Source organism: Gemmiger sp. (assembly GCF_036306485.1).
Classification (GTDB): Bacteria; Bacillota; Clostridia; order Oscillospirales; family Ruminococcaceae; genus Gemmiger.
This window is the reverse complement of the sequence record NZ_JAXJZK010000020.1, coordinates 76,381-90,348: the sequence shown is the minus strand read 5'-3', so window position 1 is coordinate 90,348 and position 13,968 is coordinate 76,381. Positions and strand designations below refer to the sequence as shown.

Annotated in this window: 12 protein-coding genes; 3 read left to right on the top strand and 9 right to left on the bottom strand. The window is 64.3% G+C overall.

Features of this window, described 5'->3' with window-relative positions; all coding sequences use genetic code 11:
• Both U0L91_RS04920 and U0L91_RS04915 read right to left on the bottom strand, forming a co-directional pair.
• A partial coding sequence (locus U0L91_RS04920) for a hypothetical protein (RefSeq protein WP_330045103.1) occupies window positions 1-288 on the bottom strand: 288 nt, incomplete at its 3' end.
• 38 nt (window positions 289-326) lie between these two features.
• Window positions 327-1,463 (bottom strand): DUF362 domain-containing protein, encoded by a 1,137-nt coding sequence (locus tag U0L91_RS04915; protein WP_330045102.1) that lies wholly within the window; start codon window positions 1,461-1,463, stop codon window positions 327-329.
• Between the two features lie 158 nt (window positions 1,464-1,621).
• On the opposite strand from U0L91_RS04915, the gene U0L91_RS04910 reads away from it, so the two are divergent.
• Window positions 1,622-2,830 carry a hypothetical protein gene (locus U0L91_RS04910; RefSeq protein WP_330045101.1) on the top strand — a complete coding sequence of 403 codons (1,209 nt, stop codon included), beginning with the start codon at window positions 1,622-1,624 and terminating at the stop codon, window positions 2,828-2,830.
• 62 nt (window positions 2,831-2,892) lie between these two features.
• Here the strand turns inward: U0L91_RS04910 and pfkB are convergent, their stop codons facing one another.
• Window positions 2,893-3,822: a 1-phosphofructokinase gene (gene pfkB / locus U0L91_RS04905; RefSeq protein ID WP_330045100.1), complete on the bottom strand. Its 930-nt coding sequence runs from the start codon at window positions 3,820-3,822 to the stop codon at window positions 2,893-2,895.
• Between the two features lie 139 nt (window positions 3,823-3,961).
• On the opposite strand from pfkB, the gene U0L91_RS04900 reads away from it, so the two are divergent.
• Window positions 3,962-4,648 carry a tRNA1(Val) (adenine(37)-N6)-methyltransferase gene (locus tag U0L91_RS04900; protein ID WP_330045099.1) on the top strand — a complete coding sequence of 229 codons (687 nt, stop codon included), beginning with the start codon at window positions 3,962-3,964 and terminating at the stop codon, window positions 4,646-4,648.
• A 75-nt stretch (window positions 4,649-4,723) separates the two neighbouring features.
• On the opposite strand, the gene U0L91_RS04895 is transcribed toward U0L91_RS04900, so the two are convergent.
• Both U0L91_RS04895 and U0L91_RS04890 read right to left on the bottom strand, forming a co-directional pair.
• Window positions 4,724-5,914, bottom strand: a complete 1,191-nt coding sequence (locus U0L91_RS04895; RefSeq protein ID WP_330045098.1) for a sodium ion-translocating decarboxylase subunit beta — start codon at window positions 5,912-5,914, stop codon at window positions 4,724-4,726.
• Window positions 5,915-5,935: 21 nt separating this feature from the next.
• Window positions 5,936-6,352 carry an OadG family transporter subunit gene (locus U0L91_RS04890; protein ID WP_330045097.1) on the bottom strand — a complete coding sequence of 139 codons (417 nt, stop codon included), beginning with the start codon at window positions 6,350-6,352 and terminating at the stop codon, window positions 5,936-5,938.
• Between the two features lie 1,115 nt (window positions 6,353-7,467).
• Here U0L91_RS04890 and U0L91_RS04885 point away from each other — a divergent pair.
• Window positions 7,468-9,192, top strand: coding sequence for an ammonium transporter (locus U0L91_RS04885; protein WP_330045096.1), 1,725 nt, complete (start codon window positions 7,468-7,470; stop codon window positions 9,190-9,192).
• A gap of 148 nt (window positions 9,193-9,340) precedes the next feature.
• On the opposite strand, the gene U0L91_RS04880 is transcribed toward U0L91_RS04885, so the two are convergent.
• From U0L91_RS04880 to U0L91_RS04865, 4 genes are all read right to left on the bottom strand, one after another.
• Window positions 9,341-11,644, bottom strand: a complete 2,304-nt coding sequence (locus tag U0L91_RS04880) for a xanthine dehydrogenase family protein molybdopterin-binding subunit (protein WP_330045095.1) — start codon at window positions 11,642-11,644, stop codon at window positions 9,341-9,343.
• 2 nt (window positions 11,645-11,646) lie between these two features.
• Window positions 11,647-12,120, bottom strand: coding sequence for a (2Fe-2S)-binding protein (locus U0L91_RS04875; RefSeq protein WP_330045094.1), 474 nt, complete (start codon window positions 12,118-12,120; stop codon window positions 11,647-11,649).
• Window positions 12,121-12,123: 3 nt separating this feature from the next.
• On the bottom strand, window positions 12,124-12,915 hold the full coding sequence (locus U0L91_RS04870; protein ID WP_330045093.1) for an FAD binding domain-containing protein: 792 nt from the start codon (window positions 12,913-12,915) through the stop codon (window positions 12,124-12,126).
• A gap of 148 nt (window positions 12,916-13,063) precedes the next feature.
• The gene (locus tag U0L91_RS04865) at window positions 13,064-13,957 is read right to left on the bottom strand and encodes an alpha/beta hydrolase (RefSeq protein ID WP_330045092.1); all 894 of its coding nucleotides are present in this window, start codon (window positions 13,955-13,957) and stop codon (window positions 13,064-13,066) included.
• Between the last annotated feature and the right edge of the window lie 11 nt (window positions 13,958-13,968).

The window sequence follows — 13,968 nt, the reverse complement described above, 5'->3', positions numbered from 1 at the left end:
GGCTTCGTGGGCGATTCCTCTTTTGGCAGCAAAAGAGGAACCGAGAAAACTGCCGCTGTTGCGACGCAGCGGGTCCGCGCCCAGGGGGGGATACCCCCCTGGACCCCCGGGTCGGTTGAAGCAAAAAAAGTCCACCTTTGCTCTCACAATCAGACGAGAGCAAAGGTGGACTTTTTTTCCTTCTTCCTGGTTTGGAATGGCGGGTGTTCTATGAAATGTAGAGATTGCTTGAATTATACAGAATGTATTTTTTGTTTCTTTTCTTCTCTTTTCCGACAAATCCGGCAAACAAAAATGGCCGCTCCTTGCGGGGGCGGCCATTTGGGTCAGCGGACGAATTTGAGGGTATATTCCTGGGTACCCATACCGATCTTCTCGGCGTGGTCCAGCGTTTCATGCCAGGTGGTGCCGCGGGTGACATCGAGGAAGTTATCGCCGCAGCAGGTATACTTCCGGTCGGCGCGGTGTTCGCCCAGCACGCTGTTGGCGATCGGCTCGGCGGCCAGGACGGCATCACAGCAGGCGCGGTCCAGGGCGACCGGGTCGAAGCTGGCGTACATACCGATATCCGGCACGATGGGGGCATCGTTTTCGGCGTGGCAGTCGCACATCGGCGAGACATCCATGACCAGGCTGACATGGAAGTTCGGGCGGCCCGCGCAGACCGCGTAGGCGTACTCGGCCATCTTGCAGTCCAGGATGGCGTTGGCGTTATCCTGGGGCGCATAGATGGCATCAAAGTTGCAGCGCCCGATGCAGCGGCCGCAGCCCTTGCACAGGTCCTGATCAATCACAGCCTTGCCGGTATCGTAGCGGATGGCGTCCGAGCCGCATTCCTTGATGCACTGGCGGCAGCCGCGGCACAGGCCGGGCTGGACGACCGGTTTGCCGGCGCTGTGCTGTTCCATCTTACCGGCGCGGGAGCCGCAGCCCATTCCCAGGTTCTTGAGCGCGCCGCCGAAACCGGTGGATTCGTGGCCCTTGAAGTGGTTGAGCGAGATGACGATATCGGCATCCATGATGGCGCGGCCGATTTTGGCGGTCTTGCAGTATTCGCCGTTGGGGACCGGGACTTCAATATCATCGGTGCCGCGCAGGCCGTCGCCGATGATGACCTGGCAGCCGGTGGTCAGCGGGCCGAAGCCGTTTTCCTGTGCGGCGCCCAGGTGGTCAATGGCGTTCTTGCGGCGGCCCGGATAGAGCGTATTGCAGTCCGTCAGGAACGGGATGCCGCCGTGGCGCTTGACAACGTCCGCCACGGTCTTGGCATAGTTGGGGCGCAGGAAAGCCAGGTTGCCCGGCTCGCCGAAATGAATCTTGATGGCAACGAACTTGCCGTCCATATCAATCTGTCCGATGCCGGCAGCCTCCATGAGTTTGTCGAGTTTCTGCTGCAGGCCGGTCCCCACCGGAACGCGGAAATCGGTATAGTAGACGGTGGAACGGGGCTTGGTGTTTTCCATAAAGGCAGTTCTCCTTCCTGTTCTGATCGTGAATTCCGTTTTCATTATAAAACGCGCTTACAGAAAATGCAATCTGAAAAATCGGTGAAAAGACGTGACAGCGGGGGTCAGTCTGTGGTATACTAAAAAATACAATTCAGTTACAAAATCGGAGGTGCGTGGTTACGAAAGCGACGTTGACACGCTGGCTGTTGGCGGTTGTCTGTGTGATGGCCCTGACGGTCGTGCTGGCCGTTCCGGCTCTGGCGGAGGATGCCGACTATGAAGAAACGCTGGACCGGCTGAGTCGGCTTCAGAATCTGGCCGAGCAATATGTGCAGGAACAGAACACCGACGACGATCCCATCGACCTGACACTCGGCTTCACCCGCGTGGGGGACTACAACACGACGATCTGGCAGCTGACGGCCGGTGTGCGGGATTCCGTTTTTGAGAAATACGCCACCGATCAGGACGCCGATTTGTGGAATCTGCAGGGCATCAACACGGTGGTGCTGCCCAACGGGCAGAGCATTGATTTCGGGCATCTGCTGGCCTCGATGAATCTGGTCTACCGCGGCATTCCGATCACCGGCAGCTGGGGCGGCGACTGCATGCAGCTGGCCCAGGTCTACGCCGGGCAGGCCGGCGACCGGGACGGCTACATCAGCCTGATGCAGCAGACCTTCGGCATCGAGGATGACGGCACGGTGAGCAAGTTCGGCGACCAGGATCTGCGCGCCGATCTGGATTCCGTCGTCGTGGGGTCCCAGATCACGGCGGATTCCAGCATTGCCGATCTGCTGCGCGACTATTATAGCAATCTGACCGACTACGACCGGGCTTCCCGGTTCATCGGGATGAGTTTCGGCACCACCGACACCAGCGACACCGAGACCTTCCGCAACACCGTCTACAACACGCTGACCGGCGACACCGGCATGCAGCTGCTGCTGTATATGAACGGCATGTGGTCGGCGGACGGCTGGACCGTCGCGCCGGACAGTGAGCCGGCCCTGCGGGGCGCCTGTGCGGTGCTGGCCGATTATCTGAGCCAGGCCGTCAACGGGGAGAAGATCAAGAGTTCCAGCACGACCCTGATGCACACGATGGCCGGGGAAGCGCTGGTGGACGCCCTCAACGCGATCGGCGACAGCGACGCGGCCTCGTCGGCACAGCAGGCGCTGAACAACATTGCCGACTCGGTGACGAGCAACCCGGATTCCTCCGCGGTGGATCAGGCCCTGGACGGCGCGGCCGAGAAGCTGCGCACCGACTTCAACACCCAGGCGTTCCAGTACGTCCTGTTTGGTCTGGGCGGTGTGGCGCTGTTCGGCGTCCTGCTCTGCGTGATCCTGCTTCTGACGCACAAACACCGGCGGTCCTGAGAGCGCCGGACATACAAACGGAGGGCGGCGCCTGCGCGCTGCCCTCCCCTTTTTTGACGGATTCAGATTTCCCGGAACGTGACCTGGGGCACCAGCCCATCCACGACTTCCCGCTCGGCGGCCTGGGTACCGCTGCACATGACGCTGGCCGTGCCCGCGGCGGCGGACAGGCGGACCGTCTCTTCGAGCGGCAGGCCCTGTTCCTCGGCCACCGCAAGGGCCGCCACCACGGCGTCCCCGGCGCCGACCGTACTCTTGACCGGCACCTTCAGGCCCGGCGCATAGAGGGTGCGTTCCGGCGTGACATACAGCATCCCGCGGCTGCCCATCGAGACCACCACCTTGGCGGTTCCCTGCCGCAGCAGTTCCCGGGCGGCGGCGATCAGCTCCTCGAGGCTGTCCAGTTCCCGGCCCATCAGGCGGGAAAGTTCATCGTTGTTGGGCTTGAGCAGGTAGGGCACGGCGGCCATGCCTTCCCGCATGGCGTCCCCGTCCGAGTCCAGAAAGACCTTGGCGCCCTTTTCGCGGCAGGCCTCGCCCCAGACGCGGTAGGTATCCTTCGGTGCGCCCTGCGGCAGGCTGCCCGCCAGCACGACGATGTCATCGCGGCGCAGCATCTTGACCAGGTGATCCAGCAGGCTCTGCAGGGTGGCTTCATCCACCGCCGCGCCCGGCTCATTGATCTCGGTGCTGGTATGGGTCACCGGGTCAATCACCTTGAGGTTGATGCGGGTATCGCCCTCGACGGGCAGAAAATCGCAGACCATGTTTTCCTCGGCCAGGGCCTGGGCAATCGCCTGGCCGGTCGTTCCGCCCAGGATGCCGATGGCGCGGCTTGTACTGCCCAGACGGGCAATCACCTTGGACACGTTGATCCCCTTGCCGCCGGGATCGGTGCGGAGCGAGACGATGCGGTTGACACTGTCCACCGCAAAGGACGGGATCTCGACGGTCTTATCCAGAGCCGGGTTCAGCGTGACGGTATAAATCATAGCCTAAGCCTCCTTACAAGCCGTAGGAAAATCTGCACATCAGGACAATTCCAGTATACGCCATCATTCGGCGAACTGCAAGTAATTTTGGCCCGGCGAGGCCATTTTTTGGCAAAAATTACAGAGAGGACGGATTCCCATGACACCACGCACCGAGATTCTTGACCACGGCACTCCGGTCCTGACAGCGCCGGGGGCCGGGTTCGGCACCGACGCGCTGCTGCTGGCCCGGTTTGCCCGGCCGCGGCGCGACGACCGGGCGCTCGATCTGTGCAGCGGCTGCGGCATTGTGGCGCTGGTCTGGCACGACGAGGGTCACCGCGGCCCCTGCACGGCGCTGGAACTGGACGCCGGGGCGTCCGGTCTCTGCAGGCAGGCGGCGGCGCTGTGCGGGGCCGGGCACATCCGGGCCGTCTGCGCCGATCTGCGCGAATTCTGTCAGGCGGGGCCGGAACGGGGCGGCTATGATTTTGCGGCCTGCAATCCCCCCTATTTCCGCGGCGGGCATCCGAGTCCCGACCCGCGCCGCGCCATCGCCCGGCACGACGGCAGCTGCACGGTGGCCGATGCGGCGGCCTGTGCGGCCCGTGCTCTGCGCGAGGGCGGCAAGTTTGTGCTGTGTCAGCGCCCCGACCAGATGGCCGTGGTGTTCTGTGCGCTGTCCGCCGCGGGGCTGGAGCCCAAGCGGGTCGCCATGGTCCGGCAGACGCCCCAGGCGCGGCCCTGGCTGTTCCTGGTGGAGGCCCAGAAGGGACGCCGCCCCGGCCTGGTCTGGGAGCCGGACATCCTGACGGCGGGCGGGGTGCGGTACGGCCCGGCCCGATGACAAAGAGAAAAGGCGCTTTCTCCGGAACAAAAACTCCGGGGAAAGCGCCTTTTTTGGATCAGGGAAGCAGCGGGATCAGCCGAACATATTGATGAGGATACCGGCTGCAACCGCAGAACCGATGACGCCGGCCACGTTGGGGCCCATGGCGTGCATCAGCAGATAGTTGCGGGGGTTGTACTCCTGGCCGACCTTCTGGGAGACACGGGCCGCCATGGGAACCGCGGAGACACCGGCCGAGCCGATGAGCGGGTTGATCTTGCCATGGGTGACGACGCACATGACCTTGCCCAGCAGAACGCCGCCGGCCGTGCCGACGCCGAACGCGATGACGCCCAGGATGATGATTTCGACGGTCTGGAGGTTCAGGAAGGTGGAGGCATTGGTCGTGCAGCCGACGCTGAAGCCCAGGAAGATCGTGATGATGTTCATGAGTTCGTTGCCGGCGGTCTTGGTGATACGCTCGACAACGCCGGATTCCTTCATCAGGTTGCCCATCATCAGGCAGCCGACCAGCACCGCGGCGTCAGGCAGCGTGAGCGAGACAATGACGGTGACGATGATCGGGAAGAGGATTTTCTCGGTACGGGAAACCTTGCGCGGGGGTTCCATGACGATGCAGCGTTCTTTCTTGGTGGTCAGAGCGCGCATGATGGGCGGCTGGATGACCGGGACCAGCGCCATGTAGCAGTAGGCCGCCACGGCGATGGAGCCCAGCAGGTGCGGGGCCAGCTTGGTCGTGACATAGATGGCGGTCGGGCCGTCGGCGCCGCCGATGATGCCGATGGCGGAGGCTTCCTGGTTGGTGAAGCCCAGGATCTTGGCGCCCACGAAGGTGAAGAAGATGCCCAGCTGGGCGGCAGCGCCCATCAGCAGGCTGGAGGGACGGGCGATCAGCGGTTCAAAGTCCGTCATCGTGCCGATGCCCAGGAAGATCAGCGGCGGATAAATGCCCAGCTTGACGCCGAGGTAGATGTAGTCCACCATGCCGCCCGAACTGCCCAGCAGCTCCCAGTTGATATGGTTCGTCTCGTTGATGAAGATTTCCATATGGAAGATGCCGTCCAGGGGCAGGTTGGTCATGAGCATGCCGAAACCGATGGGCAGAAGCAGCAGCGGCTCAAACTGGTGCACAATGGCCAGGTACAGCAGCACGCAGGCCACCGCCAGCATGACGGCGTACTTCCAGCCGCCCTCGGCAAAGAAGATCTGTGCCCAGCCGGAGTTGGCAAAGATCTCGGCAATGTTGGTAAAAATTGTTCCCATGCTCTGTGTTCCCTCCTCTGATCAGATAAACGGCGTGGTGTTCTGGGCAACGCCAGCGTCGCCCCAGACACCGCGGCGGGAACCGGAGGCAGGCTTCTTGGCGCGGCGGATTCCGCGGATCGTCAGCGAACCGCCCAGCGTCGCAACCGCGGCGGCAATGGCGGCGACCACTTCGCCGGGGATGGCCTCGTCACCGGCCGGAACGGACGCCTTGGCCACGCTGCGCGGGGCCGGACGGGGCGGTGCCTGGCGGGCAGGCGCCTTGGGCGGCGTTTTGGCAGGGGGTTGGCTGCGCTTGTTCAGCGCGTCGAAGATCTTGCCCTCCACCATGATGATCAGGCACAGCGCGACCAGCATGGCAAACACCAGCGTAATGCTGGTCACCACCACGGTCGCATCGCTGGCTTCCAGGGCAAGCAGCGCAATCGGATTGCTCATAGGGGCATTTCCTCCTTATCTGAGCGGCGCAGAGCACGCCGCGGTCTTTGAAAAACCCTGTTTCGCATTATGACGAAACCGGCCGGGCAAATGTGCCCAATATGAGTGTATTATACCATAAGCGCCTAGTTTTTGGTAGCGGATTTTGAAAAAAATGTGACAAATTTATCAAATAATTTTGTCTATCCGGTACGAATCCCTCCCTCTGCGCCCCATTGCCGGGACCCGGCCGCCCCCTCCCGTCCGGCGCCGTCAGCGGATTTTCCGCTGACGACACGGCGGGGGAACAAGAAGTGCAGGGGTAGAAGAAGGGGGAGGGCGAGCAAAAACGGGCAAGGGAGCGGGAGGAGGAAAAAGTGGGGAAAAGAAGTAAGGGGGTGGAAGAAAAGGGAAAGCGGGCAAACGACGGGCAAGGAGTGGGGGGCGGAAGAAGGAAAGAAAGCGGGCGAAACAGTTTGGAAGGCTGCAAGGGGCGCGGGGTGGCAGGGAGCGGCGGGGTGAAAACGGGGGAGGCGGGCAAAAAAGCGGGGTGTGAACGGGCGGTGGGGAGGAAAGTCCGGGGGTACAGCAGCATACAACGAAAGACGGGGTGGGCGACAGGGTGCGGGCAGGGGACGGGGCGAAAAATTACAGGCTGCGGGCAGCAAAAAAAACGGCTGACGGGGGCGGGAACTTCTGCGCCCCGGAAAAAAAAGATGGTCCCAAAAGACGGTCCGGGCGGGGGGAGCGAGGGGCGCGGGCGAAGGGGAGAGGCGAAAAATGGCAGGCAGCGGGCGGCAAAAAAACGGCAGACGGAGGCGGGAGCTTCTGCGTCACGAAAAAAAGATGGTCCCAAAAGACGGTCCGGGCGGGGCGGGCGAGGGGCCGGGCGGAGGGGGAGGGGCGGCAGATTGGCGTAAAAACTGCACAAAGACGGGGGAGGGGGAGCCGGGGGTTCGTTGGGCAGAGCGCACAAATTTTAACAAATTATGAAATTTCGTCTTGACCTTTGGCCTTTGTGCGACTAGAATGGGGTACATCAAAGCTACGGCAAAGGCGCCGGACGGAATTTCCCGTCCGGCGCCTTTCTGTTTTTCGCGGCACGCCGTAGCCAAATCAGAGAGGAGAGATCGTATATGTACAGTTCCGTAAACGTCATCTGGACGCTGGTTGCGGCATTCCTCGTCTACTTCATGCAAGCCGGTTTTGCACTCTGCGAAGCCGGCCTGACACGGGCGAAGAACACCGGCAACATCCTGATGAAAAACATGATGGATTTCTGCATCGGTACCCCGTGTTTCTGGCTGGTGGGCTTCGGCATCATGTTCGCCGGGTCCGGCCCGCTGATCGGCGGCTTTGCCCCCTTCATGAGCGGTGATTTCAGCTCGATCCTGCCGGACGGCATTCCGCTGTGGGTCTACGCCGTCTTCCAGACCGTCTTCTGCGCGACGGCCGCGACCATCGTCTCGGGGTCGATGGCCGAGCGCACCAAGTTCAGCGCCTACTGCCTGTACTCCGGTGCCATCAGCCTGATCGTCTACCCGATCTCCGGCCACTGGATCTGGGGCGGCGGCTGGCTGGCTCAGCTGGGCTTCCATGACTTTGCGGGTTCCACGGCAGTCCACTTCGTCGGCGGCCTGACCGCCATGCTGGGCGCCTGGATGCTGGGTCCCCGTATCGGCAAGTACGGCAGCGACGGCAAGCCCCGCGCAATTCCCGGTCACAACCTGACCGCCATGGCCCTGGGCGTCTTTGTTCTGTGGTTCTGCTGGTTCGGTTTCAACGGCGGCTCCACCGTCTGCATGACCGGTGACGACGTGATGGTCTCGGCCGGCCTGGTCTGCTTCAACACCAACCTGGCCGCTGCGCTGGCCACCTGCTCTGCTTTGATCACTTCCTGGGTGCGCTACGGCAAGCCCGATGTCTCGCTGACCTTCAACGGCGCGCTGGCCGGCCTGGTTGCCATCACCGCCGGCTGTGACATGGTCGATCCGTTCGGCGCCGCCATCATCGGCATCGTCGCCGGTGTCCTGTGCATCTTCAGCGTTGAGTTCTTCGACAAGATCGCCAAGATTGATGACCCCGTCGGTGCGGTCTCGGTCCACTGCGTCAACGGCGCGTGGGGCACTCTGGCCACCGGCCTGTTCTCCACTTCCCAGGGCCTGTTCTACGGCCATGGCTTCTCCTTCTTCGGCATCCAGATTCTCGGTGTGGTCAGCGTGGCTGCCTGGGTGCTGGTCTCGATGACCATCATCTTCACGCTGATCCGCAAGACCGTCGGCCTGCGCGTGAGTGAGCAGGAAGAGATCGACGGCCTGGATATTCACGAACACGGTCTGGCTTCTGCGTACTCCGGCTTTGCGATTTCCGATCCGACCTACGCCGAACTGGACGCCAACGAAAACACCGATCTGGGCGAGCCCGACATCACCCGTGCCAGCCAGGCCAAGGTGAACGCCGCCGTCAAGGTCGTTCAGGAAGCCCCGCTGCCGCCTGAGCTGGATTCCGGCATGCACAAGGTTGTTATGATCATCCAGCTGGCCAAGTTCGATGCCCTGAAGCGCGCGCTGAACGCGGTGGGCGTCACCGGCATGACGGTCACCCAGGTCATGGGCTGCGGCCTGCAGAAGGGCAGCGGCGAAAAGTACCGCGGCGCGGAAGTGGATTCCACGCTGATGCCCAAAGTCAAGGTGGAAGTCGTAATCTCCAAGCTGCCGGTTGAGAAGATCATCGACACGGCCACCAAAGTCCTGTACACCGGTCACATCGGTGACGGTAAGATCTTCGTGTACAACGTGGCGCAGGTCGTCAAGGTCCGCACCGGTGAACGCGATTACGCCGCCCTGCAGGACGTCGAGTAACCATCTCCTTCCCAAATCTTTCACGATACAGCAGAACCGCACGGTTTCGGCCCGGGCTTCCGGGCAGGGACCGTGCGGTTCTGCGTTACAGGACAAAAAAGTGGAGACCGTTTTTCAGGTCTCCGCTTTTCTTATAATAAGGAAGGCATCAGGCATCCCGGCCGTCGCGCATTCCCATCAGGACCTTTTCGGGGGTGATGGGCAGGGTGCGGCACCAGACGCCGCTGGCGCGGGCCACCGCGTGGGCGATGGCCGGCGACGGGGTGTTGATGACGATTTCGCCCACGCTCTTGGCGCCGAAGGGGCCGGTGGGCTCGTAGCTGGGTTCGATCTCGACCCGGATATGGCCGGTATCCAGCCGGGTCGGAATCTTGTACTGCATCAGGGAATCCTCGAGGATGCGGCCCGCCGCGTTGCGGGTGACGTCCTCGTACAGCGCCATGCCGATGCCCTGGGCCAGGCCGCCCTCGGTCTGGACCCGCACCAGGTTGGGGTTGAGCGGGGTGCCGCAGTCCACGACGGCCACATAGTCCAGCACCTGGACGGCGCCGGTCTCGCGGTCCAGCTCGATCTCGACCATGCCCACCATGAAGGGAGGCGGCGAGGTGGGCTGGGAGTTGCTGGCCGTCGCCGTGACGGCCGTGCTGTTGCCGCACATCGCCCGGGTGCCCAGCTCGGTCAGCGTGACCGAGGCGGAGCCGTCCCGGCGGCGGACTTCCCGGCCGGCGAACTCCACCTCCTCGGGGGAGCAGCCCATCATCTCGGCGCCGAGCGTGCAGAGCTGGGCCTGGAGCTTTTCGCAGGCGCGGACCACGGCGCCGCCCGTGACGTAGGCCGTCGAGGAGGCGTAGGAGCCCGAGTCGTAGGGGGAAGTGTCCGAGTCGGCGGGGGGCACGTTGATGTCGTCGGGCGAGCAGTCCATGCACTCGGCGGCAATCTGGGACATCGTGGTATCGCAGCCGGTGCCCATATCGGCGGCGCCGATGCTCAGGGTATAGTAGCCGTCCTCATTGAGCTTGATCGTGGCGGAACCCACATCGACGCCCGAGATGCCCGACCCCTGCATGGCCATGGCCACGCCGGCCGCCCGGACCTTGCCGTTGCCCATATCGCGGACCGGGTACTTCTCGTCCCAGCCGAACAGCTCGCGGCAGCGGGCCATGCAGCGGTCCAGCGCACAGGCGCTGGCGGGCTCGTTGTAGTAGGCGGGCATGATCTGGCCCTGGCGGACCATGTTCATCTCACGCAGGGCCACCGGGTCGATACCGAGCCGCTCGGACAATTCGTTGACGGCGGATTCCACCGCAAAGATGCCCTGGGTGGCGCCGTAGCCGCGGTAGGCGCCCGCGGCCTGGGTGTTGGTGTAAACCACATCGTAGGCGAAACGGAAGGCTTCCAGCCCGCCGGTGTAGAGGGGGATGGATTTATGTCCCGAAAGGCCGACCGTCGTGGGGCCGTGTTCACTGTAAGCGCCGGTGTTGGACAGCGTATATACGTCCAGCGCCCGGATTTTGCCCGAGCGGTCGGCGCCCAGCCGGACATGGACTTCCATCTCATGGCGGGGGGAGCCGGCGATCTGGCACTCGCGGCGGGAATAGACCATGCGGGCGGGGCGGCCGGTTTTCCAGGTCACGAAGGCGGGGTAGATCTCGGCCACGACGCTCTGTTTGGCGCCGAAGCCGCCGCCGACGCGGGGCTTCTCGACATGGATTTTGGATTTGGGAATGCCCAGCGCATTGGAGAGGATGCGCCGCACATGGAAGATGATCTGGGTGGAGCTGACCACATGCAGCCGGCCGAAGGTGTCGATCTCGGTGTAGGTGCGGAAGGTCTCCATCATGGCCTGCTGGCAGGCCTTGGTGTGGTAGACGCGGTCCACGACGACATCGCAGTCCGCCAGGACGGCGTCCACATCGCCGTCGCCGCAGGTATCGCTGGCCACCAGGTTGCGCTTCTGGTCGGCGCCGACGGCGCACAAAGCCCGCCAGTTGTCCTCGGGGTGGACGAGGATCGGGTTGTCCAGCGCGGTGTGGAAGTCCAGCACCGGCTCGAGCACCTGATAGGTCACCCGGATGAGCTTGAGGGCCTTGTTGACGGCGCGCTCGGTCTCGCCGGCCACGATGGCGACCGCATCGCCGACAAAGCGGAGCCGGCGGTCGAGGATCAGCCGGTCATAGGGCGAGGGTTCGGGGTAGGTCTGGCCGGCCGTCGTGAAGCGGCTGTCCGGCACATCGCGGTAGGTATAGATCGCCGTGATGCCGGGCACCCGCAGGGCGATGGAGGTGTCGATGGTGTCGATGAGCGCCGAGGCATGGGGGCTGCGCAGCACCTTGACCACCAGGCAGTCCCGCGGGGTGACATCCTCGACGAAGGCGGGTTTGCCGAGCAGCAGGCTCATGGCGTCCTTTTTGCGCACGGGGCGGCTGACGGCGTGAAATTGCTGGTTGTCCATCTTCAGTCCTCCTGTCTGCGGGCCGCCCCGCGGGCGGTCAGGTAGGCGCGGATGCCCCGCAGCTGGCCCTCGTACCCCGAGCAGCGGCAGAGGTTGCCGGCCAGGTAGGCGCGGATCTCGTCGTCGGTGGGGTCGGGGTTTTCCCGCAGCAGGGCGATCGTGTTCATGACAAAGCCGGGATTGCAGAAGCCGCACTGTTCGGCGCCCTGGTCGGCGATGAAGCCCACGAAGTCCTCGGCTTCCTGCTGCAGACCCTCGAGGGTCTGGACGCGGTGGCCGGCGGCGCGGGCCGCCAGCACCGAGCAGGAGAGCACCGGGCGGTCATCCAGCAGGACGGTGCAGAGCCCGCAGTTGGAGGTTTCGCACCCCCGCTTGACGGACAGGCAGCCGTGTTCCCGCACAAAGTCGATGAGCAGGGTATCCGGCTCGATCTGCGCATGCAGCGGCCGGCCGTTGAGTGTGAGTTGAATTTCCATCGTTCAGGATACCTCCTCCGGCTGATTGAGCGCCGCCGTCAGGGCGCGGCGGACCAGCACGCGGCAGAGCTCGCGGCGATAGTCGGCGCTGCCGCGCAGGTTGCTGCCGAAGGTCAGCCGGTCGGCGACGGATTCGGCAAAGGCACGGGCGGCCTCCTCGGTGGGGGCGTCCAGGGTGCCGTCGATGCGCGCGGCCTTCATCGGGCGGGCGCCGACGGCGCAGTGCACGGTGCTGCCGCGCAGCGACACCGCGCAGGTCAGCACCGGGAAGTCGGTGGCCGTGTTGCGGCGGGACAGGTAGACGGTGCGCGCCGGCGTGCGGGGCAGGATCAGGTGGGTCAGGATGTCGCGGGAATAGCCCTGGTTCACAAAGTCGCGCAGCGGCACGACACCGCCGCGGTAGAGCTCCACCGAGGCATCCAGCGCCAGCAGCAGGGTCAGCGGGTCGGAAAAGCCGAACCGGCCGTAGACGGTGCCGCCCACGGTGGCGCAGTTGCGGAACTGCACGCCGACAATGTCATGCAGGCAGTCCGCCATGGCGCCGCGGGTCAGGGCCCGGAGGCCGGGGTGGGTTTCCAGCACGCGCAGCGGGACCATCGCCCCGATGCGGTAGGCGTCGGGTGTTTCCTCGACGGTGTCCAGCCCAAGGTCGCACAGGTCGATGGCGGTGTCCACGGTGCGGTCCTCCATCTTGAGCCAGAGCATCCCGCCGAGCACGACGTTCGCGCGCTTCTGGCAGAGTGTCCAGGCTTCCTCCAGCGTCTGGGGGCGGACATAATGTTTGATGGTCAGCAAGATTTTCGCCTCCGGTTTCAGCGTAATGGTTTGATGGTTTCAGTATAGCATACCGGCGGGCAAAACAAAAGGGGCCGGACGCGCAAAAAAAGCGGGAACCTGACGGTTCCCGCTGCATCGGGTCGGAATCCGGCCGCCCGGCCGGGGGTTACAGGGCTTCGGCAAAGAAGTCCGCGGTGGCATCCTCGATGCGGCTGCGCACCTCGGCATCCTGGTCCGCGTCGCCCGACAGGGCGGTAAAGTTGTGGGTGGCGTCCTCGAATTCGCCGGTCAGGTCGGTGAGCCGGGCCTCGCTCTGGGCCGCGGCGGTGCGGGTCAGGTCGATGGTGTCGGTGCTGAGCAGCTCGGCGTCGCCGGCCGTGAAGGCCAGCAGCAGCGCCCCGCTGTATCCCCGCAGGCAGGCGGCGGGGTCGGTGACGGCCATCTGTTCAAAGAATTCGCGGCTGACCGTGACGCCCCAGGCGGGCAGGTCCACGCTGCCGTCCCGGACGGCGGCATCCCACAGCGCCTGGCGGCCTTCCGCCGTGTGGTCGAGGAATTCCAGCCCGTCAAGGCCGGTGTTGTCGGCCGGCGCCCAGAGGGCCGCGGCCCGCACCGTGTCATCCAGCGCGAGGGTGACGGCCCGGCCGCCCATACTGTGGCCCAGCAGGCCGATGCGGTCCGGGTCGGCGCCGCAGCTGTCCACAAGGTAGCTGATTGCCGCGTCGAGGTCCTGCTGCATCGAGGCCGGCGTGTAGGCCGTGAAGGGCTCGGTGCTCTGTCCGCTGCCCGCAAAGTCGATGGCCAGGCTGGCGATGCCGTGGTCGGCCAGGGCGCGGGCCAGCGGCTCGGCGTGGCCGTCCAGCTGGCGGTTGCCGGTGAAGCCGTGGCAGAAGACGACGGCCGCCCCGCTGAAGGAGTCCGGCATTGTGAGGGTGGCGGGGATTTCGCCCCGGGCGCCGGGGATGGTCAGGTCCTCGGTGCGCGGCCGCCCGCAGGCGGCAAGAAAGAGCAGGGCAGCGGTCAGCAGTACCGCCGCGGCGCCGGCAATGCGTCTGGTCATGGGTGGTCCCT